The sequence below is a fragment of the Streptomyces sp. NPDC090083 genome, assembly GCF_044747445.1.
In the GTDB taxonomy this organism is placed as follows: domain Bacteria; phylum Actinomycetota; class Actinomycetes; order Streptomycetales; family Streptomycetaceae; genus Streptomyces.
On sequence record NZ_JBIVED010000004.1, the window covers coordinates 569,105 to 587,897 of the forward strand.

An 18,793-nucleotide genomic window follows, 5' to 3' on the forward strand; every position below is an offset into this window, starting at 1 on the left:
CGGGGCAGGTCCCTTCGTGCGGTGCGGGCCGCACGGCGAGCGGTGCCCGTGCGGGAACAGGTGCGGCACGGTGGCGGAGGAACGTCGCCTCCACCACCGGCCGCGGCGGGCACGGCGGCCCGTCTCCTGTCGTGGGTCCGTCGGATCAGCAGATCCAGGCGGTTCCCGCGAACCAGTCGTTCTCGACGCACGGCCCGAAGGCCATGGTCAGTTCCGCGAAGCCGCCGATCTCTTCCAGCGCGGGCGGCTCGTAGGTGTCGTCCTTGTCCATCTCTTTCACCTGCTCCCTTTGGCGCGATCACGAGGGAGGAGAAGGGACGTCGGGAGGTACGGCCCCCGGGCCCGCCCCGCTTCTCCCCGAACACGTTCACGCTAGGAGGCCTCGGGTCCCGGGCGCCTGGGTGCCCGGTCCCGGTCTCGTCCCGCATGCGCCCCGTGATCGCCCCGTGGGCGCCTCGTCAGGTGCCGAGTCCCGCGTCCCGGGCCCGCATCGCCGCCTCCACCCGGTCCGCCACCCGGAGCTTGGCGAACACCCGGGAGACGTGGTTGCGCACGGTCTTCTCCGAAAGGACCAGTTCGCGGGCGATACGGCGGTTGCTGAGGCCCCGGGCGACCAGGTCGAGCACTTCGCGCTCGCGTTCGGTGAGGTCGGGAAAGGCGGCCCGGAAGGGCACTTCGTGGACGGCGGAGAAGTAGCGGCCGAGGCGGTCGGCCACGGCCGCGCTGAACACCGCCCCGCCCTGCGCCACCGTGCGTACGCCTCGCACCAGTTCCTCGCCCGGGGCTCCCTTGACCATGTAGCCCCGCGCGCCCGCCCGCAGGGCGGCCACGACCGCGTCGTCCTCGGCGGACCCCGAGATGAAGAGCACCCTCGGCGCGTCGGGCCCGGCCGGGGCGTCCGCGACGATGGCCCGGGTCGCCTCGATGCCCGAACAGCCCGGGAGCAGCAGGTCCATGAGGACGACATCGGCGACCACATGGCCGTCCCGCAGGGCCACGACGGCCTCTTCCCCCGTGGTCGCCTCTCCCGCCATCTCCAGGTCGGCCGCGTCCTCGACGGCCTGCCGTACTCCGGCCCTGAAGAGCGGATGGCCGTCGACGACGAACACCCGGGCCGTCACGGCCGCCGCCGTAACGCGCTCGCGGACCCCGCGGTCGTCGACGTCCGGCATTTCCCCGATTCCAGCATCTTCATTTCTTCCCCCGTGCTCGACTGTCCACTTTTCCATTCGTCTGCGTATCGACTACTTCAGAGCAATAAGTGCTCATGAGTTCATTCTTGAGTCGAATGTGTTCAGTTTCCCACCGTGGCAGACGGCACGGAAACACTTAGACGTGGGTCGAAGCGGCAGCGGCGCGGAGCGGGAGATGGCAGGTCACCGGTGCCGGAACTCGGGCGGCCGTTTGTCGACGAACGCGCCCATGCCCTCCTTCTGGTCGGCGGTGGCGAACACCGCGTGGAACAGCCGCCGTTCGAAGCGGACGCCTTCGGTGAGGGTGGTCTCGAAGGCGCGGCCGACCGCCTCCTTCGCCATCATCGCCACCGGGAGCGACATGCCCGCGACGGTTTCCGCGACGGCCAGCGCCTCGGCCACGAGTTCGTCGGCGGGCACCACGCGGGAGACGAGCCCCGCACGCTCGGCCTCGACCGCGTCCATGGTCCGTCCGGTCAGGCACATCTCCATGGCCTTGGCCTTGCCCACCGCCCGGGTCAGCCGCTGGGAACCGCCGATGCCGGGGATCACCCCGAGTCTGATCTCGGGCTGGCCGAAGACGGCGGTGTCGGCGGCGAGCAGGATGTCGCAGAGCATGGCCAACTCACAGCCGCCGCCCAGGGCGTAGCCGGAGACGGCCGCGATGGTCGGGGTGCGCAGCTGGGCGAGGCGGTCCCAGGTGGTGAACCAGTCGGCGAGATACATGTCCATGTACCCCATCGGCCGCATCTCCTTGATGTCGGCGCCGGCGGCGAACGCCTTCGCCGACCCGGTGATGACGATGCACCCGCAGTCCGGGTCCCAGTCGAGCCCTTCGGCGGCGGCCACGACCTCGGTCATGACCTGGAGGTTGAGCGCGTTGAGGGCCTTCGGCCGGTTGAGGGTCAACAGGGCGGTACGGCCCTTGCGTTCGACGAGGATCGTCTCGTACTCGGTGCTCATGCCCGCCGCTCCCCGCTCCGGTCCCTGATCGTTCGTACGATGCCCGAGAAGTCCTCGCCCGCGCCGCCCCGTTCGGCATAGCCTGCGTACAACTCGGCCGCACGCAGGCCGAGTTCGGCGCGTACGCCCCCGGCCCGGGCCGCGTTCGCCGCCAGGCCGAGGTCCTTGGCCATGAGTGCGGCGGCGAAGCCCGGTCGATAGTCGCGGTTGGCGGGGCTGGCCGGAACGGGCCCGGGGACGGGGCAGTTGACGCTCAGCGCCCAGCACTGTCCGGACGCGGTGGACGCCACGTCGTAGAGGGCCTGGTGGGACAGGCCGAGGCTCTCGGCGAGGACGAACGCCTCGCTGACGGCGATCATCGAGACGCCGAGGATCATGTTGTTGCAGATCTTCGCGGCCTGGCCGGCGGCCGGGCCGCCGCAGTGGACGGCCTTCCTGCCCATGGCGGCGAGGAGGGGTTCGGCTTCGGTGAACTCGCCGGGCCCACCGCCCGCCATGAAGGTGAGCGTGCCCGCCTCCGCGCCGACGACTCCGCCGGAGACCGGGGCGTCCAGGGCCCGCATCCCGGCGGCCACGGCGCGTTCGTGGGCGGTGCGGGCGTCGGCGACGTCGATGGTGGAGCAGTCGACGAAGAGGGTGCCGGGGCGGGCTGCGGCGAGGATGTCGTCGTAGAGGGCCAGGAGGTGGCGTCCGGCGGGCAGCATGGTGATCACCACGTCGGCGCCGGTGACGGCCTCCGGAGCCGATGCGGCGGGTTCGACGCCGGCGCCGCCGGCCGTGTCCAGGAGTTCGGCGACCAGGTCGTAACCCCGCACGCGGTGGCCCGACTTGACGAGGTTGGCGGCCATGGGGCCGCCCATGTGCCCGAGTCCGATGAACGCCACGGTCCTGCTCACCACTGCACCTCCTGGGTGATGTCCGGTACGGCGAGGCCGAGTTCGCGGTCGCCGAGGGGCGCGAAGAAGCGCTCGACGTCCGCGTCGGTGACCTCCGCGAGGGTGGGCGGCGACCAGCGCGGATCGCGGTCCTTGTCGATGACCTGGGCGCGGATGCCCTCCACCAGGTCGGGGGCGGTCAGGGCGTGGCAGGAGACGCGGTACTCCTGGTCCAACACGTTCTCCAGCGGCCCGAGTCGGCGTGCGCGGCGGAGTGCGGCGAGGGTGACCTTCAGTGCAGTGGGCGACTTGGTGAGCAGCGTCTCGGCGGTCTGCTTCGCCGCGCTGTCGCCGTGGTCGAGGAGGCGTTCGACGATGCCTTCGACGGTGGGCGCCCGGTAGCAGTCGTCGATCCAGGCCTTGGCGGCGGCGAGTTCACCGGGCGGTGCCTCGCGGGTGTACCGGCCGATGACCTCGCGTGCCGGTGCGTGGGCGAGCGCGGCGAGCAGTTCCGGCAGTGACCGCGACGGTACGTAGTGGTCGGCAAGGTCGCAGTGCAGGGCGTCGGCCGCGCCCAACTGCGCGCCGGTCAGGGCGAGATGGGTGCCGAGTTCGCCGGGTGCGAGGGCGAGGAGGTAGGTGCCGCCGACGTCGGGCACGAAGCCGATGCCGGTCTCGGGCATGGCGACGCGGGAGCGTTCGGTGACGATGCGGAAGCTGCCGTGCGCGGAGACGCCGACGCCGCCACCCATGACGATGCCGTCCATGAAGGCGACGTACGGCTTCGGGTAGCGGGCGATCCGGGCGTTGAGGCGGTACTCGTCGCGCCAGAAGGCGGCCGAGGCGGAGCCGTCGCCGTCGCGGGCGTCGTCGTGGATGGCGCGGATGTCGCCGCCCGCGCACAGGCCCCGCTCCCCCGCACCGCTGATGACGACGGTCTCGACGGCCGGATCCTGCTCCCAGCCGGTGAGTGCCTCGTCGATGCGGAGCACCATGTCGTGGGTGAGGGCGTTGAGGGCCTTGGGCCGGTCCAGGGTGATGTGGGCGGCCCGGCCCGTGGTGTGGAACTGGACGTCGCTCATCCGAATGCCTCCGTCAGGCCGCGGGCCACGATGACGCGCATGATCTCGTTGGTTCCTTCCAGGATCTGGTGGACCCGCAGGTCGCGGACGATCTTCTCGATACCGTATGCGCTCAGGTATCCGTAGCCGCCGTGCAGCTGGAGGGCGCGGTCGGCGACGGAGTATCCGGTGTCGGTGGCGAAGCGTTTGGCCATCGCGCACAGGTGGGGTGCCTGCGGGTCGCCGCGGTCCAGGGCCTGGGCGGCCTGGTGGACCAGCGCGCGGGCGGCGGCGAGTTCGGTGGCCATGTCGGCGAGGCGGAACTGCAGTGCCTGCGCGTCGAGGAGCCGGCCGCCGAACGCCTCCCGGTCGGCGAGGTGGACGAGGCTGCGGTCGAGGGCGCTGCGGGCGCCGCCGAGCGAGCAGGCGGCGATGCCGAGACGGCCGCCGTTGAGGCCGTTCATGGCGATACGGAAGCCCTCGCCCTCCGCGCCGAGCAGCCGGTCGGCGCCCAACCGCACGCCGTCCAGCACGACTTGGCGGGTGGGCTGGGCGTTCCAGCCCATCTTGCGTTCGTCGGGGCCGAAGGAGAGACCGGGGTCGTCCTTGTCGACGAGGAACGCGGAGATGCCGCGCGGGCCGTCCACGCCGGTGCGGGCCATGACGACGTAGACCTGGGAGGCGCCCGCGCCGGAGATGAACTGCTTGACGCCGGTCAGGACGTAGTGGTCGCCGTCGCGGACCGCGCGGGTGCGCAGGGCGGCGGCGTCCGATCCGGCGCCGGGTTCGGTCAGGCAGTAGCTGCCGAGGTCGTCCATGGCGCACAACCTCGGCAGCAGGCGCTCGCGTTGGGCCCGGTCGCCGTAGCGGTCGATCATCCAGGCGACCATGTTGTGGATGGAGAGATACCCGGCGATGGACGGGCAGCCGGAGGCGAGTGCTTCGAGGACGAGGACGCCGTCGGCGCGGGTGAGGGCGGATCCGCCCGCCTCCTCGCGGACGTAGACACCGCCGAGGCCGAGCCCGGCGGCCTTGCGCAGGACGTCCACGGGGAAGTGCTTGTCGCGGTCCCAGTCCACGGCGTGCGGGGCGAGATGGTCCTGGGCGAAGTCCAGTGTCGCTTCGACGAGGGCCTGTTGGTCCTCGGTGAGCAGAGTGGTGGTCATCGCGCTCAGCCCATCGTCGGGATGGTGAAGCTCGCGCCCTCGCGGAGACCGGCGGGCCAGCGTGAGGTGACGGTCTTCGTGCGGGTGCAGAAGCGGATCGCGTCCGGTCCGTGCTGGTTGAGGTCCCCGAAGCCGGAGCGCTTCCAGCCGCCGAAGGTGTGATAGGCGACGGGCACCGGGATGGGCACGTTGACGCCGACCATCCCGGTGTCGACGCGGCGGGTGAAGTCGCGGGCGGTGTCGCCGTCCCGGGTGAAGAGGGAGACGCCGTTGCCGTAGACGTGTTCGCTGGGCAGGCGCAGGGCCTCCTCGTAGTCGGCGGCCCGGACGACGCACAGCACCGGGCCGAAGATCTCCTCCTGGTGGATGCGCATGGCCGGGGTGACCCGGTCGAAGAGCGAGGCTCCGGCGAAGAAGCCGTTCTCGTGGCCGGGCAGGACGAAGTCTCTTCCGTCCACCACGAGTTCGGCGCCCTCGGCCACGCCCAGATCGACGTACGACCGCACCCGTTCCACGGCGTCCGGTCCGACGAGGGGGCCGAAGTCTGCCTCGGGATCGTCGCTGCGGCCGATGCGCAGCGAGCCGATGCGTTCCCTGAGGCGGGCCACGAGCGCGTCGGCGGTGGCCTCGCCGACCGGGACGGCGACGGAGATCGCCATGCAGCGCTCCCCCGCCGAGCCGTATCCGGCGCCGATCAGGGCGTCGACGGCCTGGTCGAGGTCGGCGTCGGGCATCACGATCATGTGGTTCTTGGCGCCGCCGAAGCACTGGGCGCGTTTGCCGTGGGCGGCGGCGGTCGCGTAGACGTGCGCGGCGACCGGGGTGGAGCCGACGAAGCCGAGGGCGGCGACACGGGGGTCTTCGAGGAGGGTGTCGACGGCTTCCCGCGCGCCGTTGACCACGTTCAGGACGCCGGGCGGCAGGCCCGCCTCCAGGAAGAGTTCGGCGAGCCGGAGCGGGACGGACGGGTCGCGTTCGGAGGGCTTGAGGATGACGGCGTTCCCACAGGCCAGTGCGGGGGCGGCCTGCCAGAGCGGGATCATCGCGGGGAAGTTGAACGGGGTGATCCCGGCGACGACTCCCAGCGGCGCGCGCAGGGAGTGGACGTCGATGCCGGTACCGGCGTTGTCGGTGAACTCGCCCTTGAGCAGGTGCGGGATACCGGCCGCGAACTCGACCACTTCCAGGCCGCGTTGGAGGTCTCCGTGCGCGTCGGCGACGGTCTTGCCGTGCTCGGAGGACAGCAGCCGGGCCAGTGACTCCTGCTCTCCTTCGACGAGTTGGAGGAAGCGCAGGAGGACGCGGGCGCGGCGCTGCGGATTCCACTCGCCCCACTCGCGCTGGGCGTGGACGGCGTCGGCGACGGCCGCCTCGGTCTCGGCGCGGTTCGCCAGGGGCACGAGTGCCTGGACCTCGCCGGTGTTGGGGTCGTACACGTCGCCGTAGGACCCGGAGGTGCCGGGGACGTGCTTGCCGCCGATGAAATGGGTCAACTCGCGCACGGGGGCGCGGTCTTGTGCACGGACCATGACTGCCTGCTCTCGTCAGGTGGGTCCAGGGAGGCACGCTCGCCACCGGCACGGGCGCCGGGAGGCGCACGTGTGCGGGGATTGCGCGGGATCGCGTATGGCGCGGGGCCGTCAGCTCATGACGGTGCGATGTTCGTCAGGTTCGCCGGCCGAAAGCGGGCGCCTGCCGGGATCGTGAACGCATACCGGTGCCATGCGTGTCTGCTCCATCCTCGTGGACAACACGGAACACACCGCGGCCGGTATCCTGACTCCCGGATCAGCGCGCGCCGCCCGCCTTCCCGACATCCAGCTCGTCAGTGGCGTCCTGCTCGACGGCGAACTCCCCGGTCACAGTGGCGGGACCGTGCCGGATTCACACCGGCTTCCCTGCACCGCGGACCTTGGCCACGAATATATAGTTGGACGTCCTAGTAAATCCAGTCCCGGCGACCGATCGGCACCGGGTCGAGCGCGTGACGGGGAGTGCGAGGGGGACTAGCCCCGCGCCGCCTCCTCGGTTCTGGCCTCGATCGCGTGCAGGACGGCCACCATGTCCTCGGCGCCGTGGCCCTGCGCGACGGTCTCGCCGTAGAGGGCATGGCAGATGTCGAGGAGCGGTGAGGCGAGGCCGGCCTCGCGGGCGGCGTCCGCAATCAGCCGGTTGTTCTTCAGTACGTCCGCCGCCGCGGCCTGGACGGTGAAGTCGCGGGTCACCAGCTTGGGCCCCTTGACCCGGGAGACGGAGCTGGCCATCGGTCCCGCGTCCAGCACGTCCCGGAGCAGGCGCTGGTCGAGCCCGTGCCGGTCCGCGAAGTGGAACGCCTCGGCCAGTCCGGTGACGAGCGTGATCAGGAACAGGTTCACCGAGAACTTCATCAGCAGGGCACCCGGTACCGCTCCGCAGCCGAACGTCTCCTGGCAGACGGGCGCGAGCAGCGGCCGTACGGCGTCCACCGCGTCGGCGTCCCCGGCCAGCATGCCCACCAACTGCCCCTGCTCGGCGGGGACTCGGGACCCGGAGACCGGCGCCTCGACGTATCTCCCGCCGGCGGCGCGGATGTCGTCCTGGAGGCCGGCCGAGTACTCGGCGGAGGTCGTGCCCATGTGGACGACGGTGTGTCCGGCGACCCGGGCGGCGAAGCCCGGGGTGCCGCGGCCGAGCACCAGGTCCATGGCCGTCTCGTCGGCGAGCATGAGGAACACGATGTCCTCGGCCCGGTCGAAGACCTCGGCGGGGTCCGCCGCCACCTCGGCCCCGGCGGCGGACAGCGGTTCGCAGCGGCTCGGTGTGCGGTTCCAGACCACGAGCGGCGTGCCCGCGCGGGCGAGGTTGAGCGCCATGGGCTGCCCCATGACCCCGAGGCCGACGAAACCCGCGTACCGCACGATGGACCACCGTTCCCGTCCGGCGGCGGAGCCGTGGCCCGCCCGCCGCTCCTGACTATGACGGCCGTCATGGTAATCCACTCCATGACGGCCGTCATAGAGTGACCCGAGGACAGCGTGAGGACAGCGTCCGGAACGGTCGAGGAGGTCGGGAGAGCGATGACAGAGGTGTCGGGACACAGTCCGCGCGAGCGGATGGTCTTCAGCGCGGCGCAGCTCATCCGGCGCGACGGGGTCGCCTCCACCGGCATGCGCGAGGTCGCCGTCCACGCGGGCGCGCCACGCGGTTCGCTCCAGCACTACTTCCCCGGCGGCAAGGAGCAGTTGGTCAACGAGGCGGTGGGCTGGGCGGGCCGCTACGCCGGCAAGCGCGTCGCCCGTTTCCTCGACGCGCTGCCGGAGCCGACGCCCGGCGGACTGTTCGGCGAGATGGTGCGCCAGTGGACGGACGAATACGAGAGCGCGGGTTTCGCGGGCGGCTGCCCGGTGGCCGCCGCGACGGTGGACTGCGCGGAGACGAGCGCCTCCACGCGGCAGGCCGCGGCCGACGCGTTCGCCACCTGGTCCGGTCCGGTGGCCCGCGCCCTGGCCGGCATGGGCGTGCCCGCCGAACGGGCCGGTTCGCTCGCCACGCTCATGATCAGCGCCCTGGAGGGGGCCGTGCTGATCGCCCGCGCCGAGCAGGACGTCCGCGCCCTGACGACCGTGGCCCGCGAACTCGGGCCGCTCCTCGACTCGGCGGCGGCCGGCACCGGCTGACCGCGCCGACGGCCCACCCCGTCACTCGTAGCGGTACTTCAACGAATCCGCCTCCGCCTGCTCCACGTCCGCGATCGTCAGCTCCGGCATCCGCAGCTGCGCCAGGGTCACCTCGGCCGAGGTCGGCTGGGCGTCCGCCGGAAGCCACTGGTCCGGCTTCCAGGCCGCGCCGCGCAGGAGCGCCTTGGGACAGTGCGGGTAGACCTCCTCGATCCCGACCACCAGCGCACTGGCGGGCGGTTTGCCCACGGCGGTCAGCTGGGAGAGGAGGTCGGGGCGGGTGGAGACGCAGGCCCGGCCGTTGACCCGGAGGGTGGTGGTGCGGCCGGGGATGACGAACAGCAGCCCGGCCCGCCCGGTGGCGACGACGTTCCGCAGGGTGTCGAGCCGCTTGTTGCCGGTCGCGTCCGGGATCGCGAGCGTCCGCTCGTCCAGGACGGCCACGAATCCGGCGGGGCCACCGCGCGGGGAGACGTCGCAGTTGCCCTCGGCGTCCGCGCTCGCGACCAGGACCAGTGACGAGCAGCCGATCAACCGCCGTGTCTGCTCGGTGAGTTCGGTCATCTGCTTCCGTACGGCGGTCTCGCGTGGAAGTCCGTAGACCTGGCGCAGCGTGTCCTGGTCGCGTACGGCGTCGGGGCGGAGCGAGTCGAAGGCACTGCCGGCCAGAAGTGACGTCATGCCGCCGAGCCTAACCAGCCGCTCCGCCGGGCGCGCCCGACTGGGTCCAGGGACCCGCACGCCGGGGCCGGTCGCGGGCGACTGGCGAAAGGGCCAGGTCAGCACCGTCGGCATACCCGTCTTTTCCTGCAAAAAGTAATGCCCAGTATGTACAAGGGAAAATCCAGTTCATCAGTCCGCAAATCGATCACTGGATCGGTGTAATCAGCACAAACACCGCACCTCTTGGCGATCTAGCGTCTGAGTGCACGGGGCCGCACGGATCAGAAAGGCATCCAGACACTCATGCCCATCCCGCATACCGACGTCATGCCCGAAGCCGAGTTCGACACCTTCGCCGTCGCCCACGACGTCGGACAGCCGCCCGCCGTCGACCTGTTGACACCGGTCGACGAACTGCCCGCGCTGCCCTCCTCCCCCGACCTGGTCAGCCGTCGCGTACGCGACGAGCTGATGCTCGACGGCAACGCCCGCCTCAACCTCGCCACCTTCGTGACGACCTGGATGGAGCCGCAGGCACGGGAGTTGATGGCGGAGACCGCCGAGAAGAACCTCGCCGACCGCGCCGAGTACCCGCAGATCACGGCGATGGAGGAGCGGTGCGTGCGGATGCTCGCCCGGCTCTGGCACGCGCCGCAGCCGGAGCAGGTCCGCGGCTGCTCCACCACCGGTTCGAGCGAGGCCGCGATGCTCGGCGGGCTCGCCCTCAAGCGCCGCTGGCAGGAACGCCGCCGCGCCCAGGGCAAGGACACCTCGCGCCCGAACATCGTGATGGGCGCGAACGTCCAGGTGTGCTGGAAGAAGTTCGCCAACTACTTCGAGGTGGAGCCGCGTTACGTCCCGATGGAGCCGGGCCGCTACCACCTCACGCCGGACACGCTCACCGCGTACTGCGACGACAACACCATCGGCGTCGTGACGATCCTCGGCTCCACGTTCGACGGTTCCTACGAGCCCGTCGCGGACATCTGCATGGCCCTGGACGGCTACCAGGCGGCCACCGGCACCGACATCCCCGTGCACGTCGACGGCGCGTCCGGCGCCATGGTCGCGCCGTTCCTCGACCCGGGCCTGATGTGGGACTTCCAGCTCGAACGCGTCGCCTCCATCAACACCTCGGGCCACAAGTACGGCCACGTCTTCCCCGGGCTGGGCTGGGCGTTGTGGCGCGACGCCGAAGCCCTCCCGAACGACCTGGTGTTCGAGGTCGACTACCTCGGCGGCAGCTCCCCCAGCTTCACCCTCAACTTCTCCCGCCCGGGCGCCCATGTCGTCGCCCAGTACTACAGCTTCCTCCGGTACGGCTTCGAGGGGCTGCGCGACCTCGCGGACCAGAGCCGCGGCACGGCCCGCGCCCTCGCCGCCCGCATCCGGACCATCGCCCCCTACGAGTTGATCACCGACGGCTCCGAACTCCCCGCGTTCGCCTTCCGGTTGGCGCCCGGCACGCAGGGCTTCACGGTGTTCGACGTCTCCCACGCCATGCGGGCCCGCGGCTGGCACCTGCCCGCCTACGACTTCCCCGCCCCCTGCCAGGACGTCTCCGTGCTGCGCCTGGTGGTGCGCACCGGGTTCACCGCCGAGCTCGCGGCCATGTTCATCGCCGACCTGACCGAGGTCACCCGCGGCCTCCACACCGTCCGGCCGTCCCTCGCGCCGCTGATCAAGCCGCTCGTCGCCACCTGACACCTCCGCACGGCGGCGCGGTCTCCGTGACCGGCCGCCGTCCCGTCACCCGGTGACGTCACGCCCTTCGGTACGCCGGTACGCCCCTCAGCGGGTGTGCCGGCGTACCGCGTCGAGGAGTTGGTCGATGTCGTCGGCGCTGTGCGAGAACGCGGTGACGAAGCGGACGACGCCCGGTTCCCAGCGGTCGTGGTAGAAGGCGTAGCCCTCGCCGAGGAGGCCGTCGATGACCTGCTGGGGCAGCCGGCAGAAGAGGATGTTGGCCTGCGGAGTCGCCAACAGACCCGCTCCGGCGAGGGACGTGAGTCCTTCGCCGAGGCGGGTGGCCATCGCGTTGGCCTGGCGGGCGTTGCGCAGCCACAGGTCGTCGGTGAGGTAGGCGTCGATCTGGGCCGTGTGGAAGCGCATCTTGGAGGCGAGTTGGCCCGCGCGCTTGGCCCGGAAGGCCAGTTCGGCGGCGAGCGCGGGGTCGAAGGAGACGATGGCGTCGGCGGTCATCGCGCCGTTCTTGGTGGCGCCGAACGACAGCACGTCGACGCCCGCCTTCCACGTCATCTCCGCCGGGGTGACGCCGAGCCGGACCAGGGCGTTGGCGAACCGCGCCCCGTCCATGTGGACGCGCAGCCCCGCGTCCTTGGCGATGGCGGACACCTCCCGGATCTCCGGGACCGTGTAGACGCTGCCGCTCTCGGTGGCCTGGCTGATGCTCACCGCGGACGGCTGCACGCTGTGCACGTCACCGACCCGGCGCCGGACCGCCGCCCGCAGTGCGTCCGGGTCGATCTTGCTGTCGTCACCAGCGACACCCACGAGTTTGGCCCCGCTGGTGAAGAACTCCGGCGCACCGCACTCGTCGGTGTTGATGTGGCTGTCGGGGTGGGAGAGCACGCTGCCCCAGGGCGGGGTGAGGGCGGCCAGGCCCAGTCCGTTGGCGGCGGACCCGGTGAAGACGGGGAAGACGTCGACGTCCCGCTCGAAGATCTCGCCGAGCCTGCGGCGGGCGCTCTCGGTGAAGGGGTCGTTGCCGTACGGCAGGACCTGTCCCTCGGCCGCCTCGGCGACGGCGCGGGCTATCTGCGGGGATGCTCCGGCCATGTTGTCGCTGCTGAAGGCGCGGCTGGAGGGTGTGGTGGCGATGACGGTGCTCATGGTCGGGCGTTCCTCGGTGTCAGGTGCTGATGGGAGAGGCGAAGACGACGGTGATGTCGACTTCCTCGGCGCCGGTGCGGTAGAAGTGCGGGGCGTCCCCGGCGAAGGCGAGCATGTCGCCCGGGCCCAGGTCCTGCGGGGCGTCGACGGGTCCCGCGGTGACGTGTCCGGTGGCGACGAGCAGATGCTCGATGGTGCCGGTGGCGTGCGGGACACCGGCCAGCTCCGTCTCCGGGGGGATGCGCAGCCGCCAGATCTCCAGGCTGTTGCCGCTGCTGATCCGGCGCAGCAACTCCCGGGCGACTTCCCCGGGTTCGATGTCGGTGCCGGGCCGGAAGACGGGCCCGGTGTCGGCGTCGCGCGCCAGCAGGTCGGCGATCGGGATGCGCAGGGCGATCGCGATCGCGTCCAGGGTGTCGATCGTGGGGTTGCCGTTCCCGGCTTCCAGCTGCGACAGGGTGGCCTTGCTCAGCCCGGCGCGCCGGGCCATCTCCGCGGCGCTCATCCCGCGCTGCTGCCGGCGCAGCCGGATCTTCGCACCGACGGCGGCGGCGGTACTGCTCACCGGCCGACGCGGGGACGGCGAGGGCGTCACCGGACACTCCGGTGGGCCGCGCTGTAGGACACGCGGACACGGCCCTTCTTCACCTTCAGCGTCGGCAGCACCACGTCGGTGAGGTCTCCGAGGCGGCGCACATGCGTGCCCCCGCAGGGCGCGGAGTGCAGCGCGCCGAGACTCACCTCGCGCCGTCCGCCGGGCAACCACCGTGCGCCGACCGGCAGATCGTCGGCGACCGCGGCCGCCACGGCGGCACGCAGCTCGGCGGTCACCGCCTCGCGCCCTTCCGGATCCGCCAGCCGCTCATCCCCGTCCGGCGCCTGGAACTCGACCCGCGACTGCCCGGGAAAGTGGTTGCTCGCGGCCATCTCCCACCCCCGCGCCCGCCCGACCGCCTCGACGAGATGCCCGGCCGTGTGCAGCGCGGCATGCGCCGTCCGCACCGCGAGATCGATCCGGGCCCGCACGCGCTCCCCCACAGCGAACTCCGGCAGCACACCCCCCTCGGCGGCCACCACCACGACCAACCCGGACTCCCGCACCGGCACGACCTCCACGTCGGCCACCCACCCCCGGTCGGCGGGCTGCCCACCGCCCTGCGGATGGAACAGACAGTCCTCCACGGCCGCCCACGGCGCGCCGCCCCTCTCACCGACCGCGATCACACGCGTGTCGAGCTGCTCCAGGTAGGTGTCGTCGAGGTACGCACTGATCTGCGCGCCGACCCGTGAATCCACGATCGAATGAACCATGCGTTCACTATACCGAACCAGGGAGGATTAATGAACGCCTCGTTCGTTTTAGTCAACGCTCCAGGCGCCCCACCGAACCCGCACGCCCACCACTGGCCCCGGCCCCCGTACGGCCCCGCCGCCCCACCCGTCCCATAGAAGTGTCGCCCGGAGGAAAGTCCGCGTTCACCCGACTGTTCCCGAACCCGACCGGCACGCCTGCCTATCGTGCGCCGGACCGAGGCGTACCGGCACGCAGGGGGTCTGCCGGCGAGCTGCCGGACGGTGGAGGACGCGGACCGGCGTGCCGAACTGGTCTCCTGGGGTGTGGACGCGATCATGAGCAACGACGTGAACGGGGTGGTGAAGAGCTGTGACGGACGAGCTTGACCTGGACGGTGCTCTGCGGGTGGCCGTGGAGCTGGCCGAGTGGGCGTCGGAGGCGATCCGCGGCGGGAACCGGGGAGGCGCGGGTCCTGTCCGGCAGAAGGAGAGCCCGGCCGACATCGTCACCGACACGGACGAGGCCGTGGAACGGCACGTACGCGCGGTGCTGCGACGGGAGTTCCCGGACTGGGGCATCGACGGCGAGGAGTACGGCGCCGAGGAGGGCACCTCGGACGACGCGCCGCACTGGGTGATCGACCCCGTCGACGGAACGACCAACTACGCGCACGGACTCGGCTGGTGCTCCTTCTCCCTGGGCCTCGCGGAACCGGACGGCTCCCCGCTGCTCGGCCTGGTGGCGGACCCGTGGCGCGGCGAGGTCTTCACGGCGGTACGGGGCAAGGGCGCGCACCTGAACGGAACCCCGATCCGGGCGGCCGACCACACCACGCTCACCGGCCACGTCTTCCTCACCGAGTGGGCGGCCCACGCGCACTGGCCGGGCCTCGACACACTTCTCGCGCGACTGTCCGAACGGCACTGCACGGCCCGCGTGATGGGATCGACGGCGCTGTCCCTCGTCCAGGTGGCGGCCGGCCGGGCGACAGCCGCCGCGATCGGCGAGTTCCACCCGGTGGACGGCCTGCCCGCCCTCCTCATCGCCACCGAGGCGGGCGCGGTCGCCATCCCCCAACTCCCTTCCTACGGCGAGCCGTTGCTGCTCGTGGCGCCGGACGCGGCGGCGGAGACCGGGGAGTTGTGGCGTACGACGGTCGGGGCGGCCTAGCGGAGCGGAGGCCGCCGGTCGGAGCGGCGGCCGGGCCTGGTGTTCCGACGGTCCATGCCAGACGCGATCCATGTCGCCGGCCTCCACCTCTTCGCACCTGCACGGCATCCGCCGCGAGCTGACCGCCGCGAGGCCGGGCTCCGGCGCGCTCGACGACTCCGCCTCCCGCGTTCCCTAGGATCAGGGCACGATCTTGATCTTCAGGAGTGCGGATGAGCGAGGATGTGCGACCGGAGCCCGGGCTCTCGCCGGAGCGGCTGGTCTTCTTCACGGACGCGATCTTCGCGATCGCGATGACGCTGCTGGCCGTGGAACTGGACCGCCCGGGCGAGCAGGAGCGGGCGTCGGCCGAGGCGCTGGGCCGTTTCCTGGTGGACCAGCGCAACTCGTATCTGGCGTTCGCGCTGGCGTTCGTCCTGCTGTGGTCGGTGTGGCGGCGGCATCACCAACTCACGGACCAGATCCGGGTGTTGTCACGGACCTTCGTGTTCTGGCACGCGCCGTTCCTGCTGCTGGTCGCGTTCCTGCCGTTCCCGACGGCCGTCATCGGTTCCTCGATCACCAATCCGATGGCGCAGACGCTCTTCGCCGGGACGATGGCGGGCGTCGTCTTCTGCGAGGTAGCCCTCAAGGAGGTCTCGGCCGACGCCGGTCTCGTCATCGGCGATGTCGCCCGGGCCCGCCGGCACGCCGACGCCTCGTGGGCCGTGGGCCTGTGGTTCGTCCTGAGCCTCGGTCTCGCCTGGGTGTTCCCTTACGCCTACGTCCTGTGGTTCCTCGCACCGCTGGCCGCCTCCTACGGCGGCCCGCTCGTCACCCGCCTGCGCGCCCGGCGCACCCACGCGCACGACGAGGAGACGCCGACGGCCGGGTCGTAGACGAAAGCCGCGGGAGGCGTCAGGGACACCCGGGACCACGTGCGCCGGTGCCGGGGAGCGTCCCCGCTCCGGACTTTCCTCGCCGGGCCGCCGCATTCATCGGACCCCGGCCTCTCGCGTCCGGGAAGACTCACTTCACTGATCGGGTGCGGCTTGAGACCGTGAAGGCAAGGGTTCTTCGGACAGACGGGAAGCAGACGACATGGACATCGACGCGCTCCGCCAGGACACCCCGGGCACCGCGAACCGCGTGCACCTCAACAACGCGGGGGCCGGGCTCCTCTCCCGCCGGACGCTCGGGGCCATGACCGCCCACCTGGAGCTGGAGGCGGCCATCGGCGGTTACGAAGCCGCCGACCAGGAACGGGACCGGATCGACGCCACCCACGCGCACATCGCCCGGCTGGTGGGCGGTCGGGCCGACGAGATCGCCCTGTTCGACAACTCCACCCACGCGTGGAACGCGGCCTTCTACTCGATGACGTTCAAGCCCGGCGACCGCATCCTCACCGGCCGGGACGAGTACGGCAGCAGCGTGCTCGCCTATCTGCAGACGGCCCGGCGGCACGGCGCCGAGATCGTCGTCGTACCGGACGACGAGGACGGACAGCTCGACACCGCGGCCCTCGCCGACCTGATCGACGAACGGACCAGACTCGTCGGCGTCACCCACATCCCCACCAGCAGCGGACTGGTCAACCCGGCGGCCGAGATCGGCCGGATCACCCGCGCGGCCGGCGTCCCCTTCCTGCTGGACGCCACCCAGTCCGTGGGCCAATTCCCTGTCGACGTGGCCGAGTTCGGCTGCGACATGCTCACCGCGACCGGCCGCAAGTTCCTGCGCGGCCCGCGCGGCACCGGCTTTCTGTGGGTGCGTCCCGAGGCCCTGGAGTACCTGGACCCGCACGTCACCGAGATCGAGGCCGCGACCTGGGACGGCGAGCGCGGCTTCCGCTGGCACGACGGTGCCCGGCGCTTCGGGACGTGGGAGGTCAGCTACTCCAACGTCCTCGGTCTGAGCGAAGCCGTCCAACAGGCCCTGGAACTCGGCATGGACGAGATCGGCCGACGCGCCGTCGCCCTCGGCGCGGAACTGCGCGACCGCCTCGACGCGCTGCCCGGCGTCACCACCTACGACCTCGGCCGCGACCGCTGCGCCATCGTGACCATGAAGGTCGACGCCGTTCCTACGGCCGAGGTCGCCGCCGCGCTCGCGAAGCGGGGGATCAACGTCTCCACGACCGTGGCCGAACACTCCCAACTCGACACCGAGAACCGGGGAGTTCACCCCTTGGTGCGGCTGTCCCCGCACTACTACAACACCGAGGCCGAAATCGCCCTGGCCGTCGAGGCCATCGCCGAACTGGCGCGCACGCCCTAGCACTTGAGGATCCGCGGCCGGAAGGAACACGCGGCAGAGCGGGTCCGCACCGCTGAGCGCGGCCGAGTGCACGGTGTCCCGGCGAGAGCGGAGCCCGCCTCCGCGCGGCGCCGCACACAACCCTCTGGCTTCATCCCGGCGCGTGATCTATCTTTGGCCTAGGACAAACTTTGGCATAGGACGAAAGCTTCAGTTCGGGCGGAGATGCATATCGTGCGGATCAAGGGCACCACCGCGGCCGAGATCGCCGGCAGCGTGCGGGATCAGGTCGCCTCGGGCGAGTTGGCGCCGCAGGCGGGCCTTCCGCCGGTGCGGGCACTCGCGGCCGAACTGGGGGTGAACCGGAACACGGTCGCGCTCGCGTACCGGCGGCTGGTCGAGGCGGGGGTGGCCGAGACCCGGGGTCGCGGCGGCACGGTCGTCGCGGCCGTACCGCAGCTCGCACGCGAAGGCGTCGGAGCCGGCGGCGACTGCGTCGACCTGGCGAGCGGGAACCCCGACCCCAGTCTGTTGCCCGACATCCTGGCCGCCGCCCGGAGCGGCAGCTACAGCCGACCGCTGTACGGCGCCCCCGCTCTCGATGCCGGGCTGGACGCCTGGGCCCGCGCCGACTTCGCCGAGGACGTCGACCACGCGTTCCGCACGCTGGTCACGCACGGAGCGGTGGACGCAACCGAGCGGCTGCTCAACGCCCATCTCACCCGCGGGGATCTGGTCGCCGTCGAGGACCCGTGTTTCCTCGCGAGCATCGGCACCCTGCGACTGAGCGGCTACCGCTCGGCACCCGTCCGCGTCGACGGCGCGGGCATGCGCCCCGACGCGCTGCGGGCCGCCCTGGAGGCCGGTGCCCGTGCGGTCGTCTGCACCCCGCGCGCCCACAACCCGACAGGCGCCGGCCTCACCGAGGAACGGGCCGCCGACCTGCGCGCCATCCTCACCGAACACCCCCAGGTCCTGGTGATCGAGGACGACCACTTCTCGGCGGTCTCGGCGCGCCCGTACCACCGCGTCACACCACCGAGCAGCGCACGCTGGGCGCTGGTGCGGTCCGTGTCCAAGTTCCTCGGACCGGATCTGCGTCTCGCCCTCGTCGCCGCCGACGCCGACACCACCGCGCGCCTGGAGGCACGGCTCAGCGTCGGCACCACCTGGGTCAGCCACCTCCTGCAACACACCGCACGCGAACTCCTGACGGACCCCCGCGTCCACGAACTCCACGAACGGGCCCGCGAGTTCTACGCCCGCCGCAGCGCCCTCCTCGTCGGGCGGCTCCGCGCCCACGGCATCGACGTCCCGTACCAGCCGGACGGGTTGAACGTATGGGTCGAGCTCGACGTCGACGGCCGTGCCACGGTCGCGGCCCTGGCGCGGCGGGGCTGGGCGGTACGGCCCGGCCATCTCTTCGCCCCCGACCCGGCGGCCCATCAGGGCGCGATCCGCATCACCTCCTCCACCGTCACCGAACCCCAGGCCGAGGAGTTCGCCGCCGAACTGGCAGAGGTCGTGGCGGAGTTGCGCTCAACGACGAGCACGGCGGACGCGGCGAGGACGGCGGATGCGGCGAGGACGGCGGATGCGGCGACCGGTCCTCCGCCCAGCCGACCAGGGCACTGACAAGCGAACCGACAAGCCGACCGACC

At 71.6% G+C, this 18,793-nt stretch carries 18 protein-coding genes and 1 riboswitch; of the genes, 6 read left to right on the plus strand and 12 right to left on the minus strand.

Translation table 11 applies throughout. The annotated features are described in order from the left end of the window. Positions 1-145: 145 nt before the first annotated feature. The 8 genes from ACIPTO_RS17800 to ACIPTO_RS17835 all read right to left on the minus strand — a co-directional run bounded on the left by ACIPTO_RS17800 (position 146) and on the right by ACIPTO_RS17835 (position 8,155). Positions 146-271, minus strand: coding sequence for a lasso RiPP family leader peptide-containing protein (locus tag ACIPTO_RS17800; protein WP_366317721.1), 126 nt, complete (start codon positions 269-271; stop codon positions 146-148). 187 nt (positions 272-458) lie between these two features. Next, a complete protein-coding gene (locus ACIPTO_RS17805) occupies positions 459-1,172 on the minus strand; it encodes a LuxR C-terminal-related transcriptional regulator (protein ID WP_401193008.1) in 714 nt (237 codons plus the stop codon). A gap of 204 nt (positions 1,173-1,376) precedes the next feature. Further along, positions 1,377-2,156: an enoyl-CoA hydratase gene (locus ACIPTO_RS17810; protein ID WP_401193011.1), complete on the minus strand. Its 780-nt coding sequence runs from the start codon at positions 2,154-2,156 to the stop codon at positions 1,377-1,379. Beyond that, the gene (gene mmsB, locus ACIPTO_RS17815; RefSeq protein WP_401193014.1) at positions 2,153-3,052 is read right to left on the minus strand and encodes a 3-hydroxyisobutyrate dehydrogenase; all 900 of its coding nucleotides are present in this window, start codon (positions 3,050-3,052) and stop codon (positions 2,153-2,155) included. Before mmsB ends, ACIPTO_RS17810 begins: the two co-directional genes overlap by 4 nt. Next, positions 3,049-4,113, minus strand: a complete 1,065-nt coding sequence (locus tag ACIPTO_RS17820) for an enoyl-CoA hydratase/isomerase family protein (RefSeq protein WP_401193016.1) — start codon at positions 4,111-4,113, stop codon at positions 3,049-3,051. The genes mmsB and ACIPTO_RS17820 overlap by 4 nt, the downstream gene beginning before the upstream one ends. Continuing rightward, on the minus strand, positions 4,110-5,258 hold the full coding sequence (locus tag ACIPTO_RS17825; RefSeq protein ID WP_401193018.1) for an acyl-CoA dehydrogenase family protein: 1,149 nt from the start codon (positions 5,256-5,258) through the stop codon (positions 4,110-4,112). The genes ACIPTO_RS17820 and ACIPTO_RS17825 overlap by 4 nt, the downstream gene beginning before the upstream one ends. Positions 5,259-5,263: 5 nt before the next feature. Then, a complete protein-coding gene (locus ACIPTO_RS17830; RefSeq protein WP_401193021.1) occupies positions 5,264-6,787 on the minus strand; it encodes a CoA-acylating methylmalonate-semialdehyde dehydrogenase in 1,524 nt (507 codons plus the stop codon). A gap of 219 nt (positions 6,788-7,006) precedes the next feature. Then, positions 7,007-7,194: riboswitch (cobalamin riboswitch) on the minus strand. A gap of 70 nt (positions 7,195-7,264) precedes the next feature. After that, entirely contained in the window at positions 7,265-8,155 is an 891-nt protein-coding gene (locus tag ACIPTO_RS17835; protein ID WP_401193024.1) for an NAD(P)-dependent oxidoreductase, read from the minus strand. Positions 8,156-8,314: 159 nt separating this feature from the next. On the opposite strand from ACIPTO_RS17835, the gene ACIPTO_RS17840 reads away from it, so the two are divergent. Next, positions 8,315-8,914: a TetR/AcrR family transcriptional regulator gene (locus ACIPTO_RS17840; protein WP_366317705.1), complete on the plus strand. Its 600-nt coding sequence runs from the start codon at positions 8,315-8,317 to the stop codon at positions 8,912-8,914. 21 nt (positions 8,915-8,935) lie between these two features. Here ACIPTO_RS17840 and ACIPTO_RS17845 read toward each other — a convergent pair whose 3' ends face one another. Continuing rightward, positions 8,936-9,595 carry an MSMEG_1061 family FMN-dependent PPOX-type flavoprotein gene (locus ACIPTO_RS17845; RefSeq protein ID WP_401193027.1) on the minus strand — a complete coding sequence of 220 codons (660 nt, stop codon included), beginning with the start codon at positions 9,593-9,595 and terminating at the stop codon, positions 8,936-8,938. A 285-nt stretch (positions 9,596-9,880) separates the two neighbouring features. Between ACIPTO_RS17845 and ACIPTO_RS17850 the strand changes: the two genes are divergently transcribed. After that, positions 9,881-11,281: a glutamate decarboxylase gene (locus tag ACIPTO_RS17850; RefSeq protein ID WP_401193029.1), complete on the plus strand. Its 1,401-nt coding sequence runs from the start codon at positions 9,881-9,883 to the stop codon at positions 11,279-11,281. Between the two features lie 87 nt (positions 11,282-11,368). Here ACIPTO_RS17850 and ACIPTO_RS17855 read toward each other — a convergent pair whose 3' ends face one another. Genes ACIPTO_RS17855 through ACIPTO_RS17865 form a run of 3 tightly spaced genes read right to left on the minus strand, consistent with a single transcriptional unit; the run spans position 11,369 to position 13,741 of the window. Then, positions 11,369-12,430: a threonine aldolase family protein gene (locus tag ACIPTO_RS17855; RefSeq protein ID WP_401193032.1), complete on the minus strand. Its 1,062-nt coding sequence runs from the start codon at positions 12,428-12,430 to the stop codon at positions 11,369-11,371. 19 nt (positions 12,431-12,449) lie between these two features. Further along, positions 12,450-12,995, minus strand: a complete 546-nt coding sequence (locus ACIPTO_RS17860; RefSeq protein ID WP_366317698.1) for an XRE family transcriptional regulator — start codon at positions 12,993-12,995, stop codon at positions 12,450-12,452. A gap of 26 nt (positions 12,996-13,021) precedes the next feature. Then, positions 13,022-13,741, minus strand: coding sequence for a metal-dependent hydrolase (locus ACIPTO_RS17865; RefSeq protein ID WP_401193034.1), 720 nt, complete (start codon positions 13,739-13,741; stop codon positions 13,022-13,024). Between the two features lie 352 nt (positions 13,742-14,093). Between ACIPTO_RS17865 and ACIPTO_RS17870 the strand changes: the two genes are divergently transcribed. From ACIPTO_RS17870 to ACIPTO_RS17885, 4 genes are all read left to right on the plus strand, one after another. Further along, positions 14,094-14,894 carry an inositol monophosphatase family protein gene (locus ACIPTO_RS17870; RefSeq protein WP_401193036.1) on the plus strand — a complete coding sequence of 267 codons (801 nt, stop codon included), beginning with the start codon at positions 14,094-14,096 and terminating at the stop codon, positions 14,892-14,894. Between the two features lie 212 nt (positions 14,895-15,106). Next, positions 15,107-15,772 carry a TMEM175 family protein gene (locus tag ACIPTO_RS17875; RefSeq protein WP_401193038.1) on the plus strand — a complete coding sequence of 222 codons (666 nt, stop codon included), beginning with the start codon at positions 15,107-15,109 and terminating at the stop codon, positions 15,770-15,772. 202 nt (positions 15,773-15,974) lie between these two features. After that, positions 15,975-17,153, plus strand: coding sequence for an aminotransferase class V-fold PLP-dependent enzyme (locus tag ACIPTO_RS17880; RefSeq protein WP_401193041.1), 1,179 nt, complete (start codon positions 15,975-15,977; stop codon positions 17,151-17,153). A 204-nt stretch (positions 17,154-17,357) separates the two neighbouring features. Then, positions 17,358-18,767 carry an aminotransferase class I/II-fold pyridoxal phosphate-dependent enzyme gene (locus ACIPTO_RS17885; protein ID WP_401193043.1) on the plus strand — a complete coding sequence of 470 codons (1,410 nt, stop codon included), beginning with the start codon at positions 17,358-17,360 and terminating at the stop codon, positions 18,765-18,767. Positions 18,768-18,793: the final 26 nt, after the last annotated feature.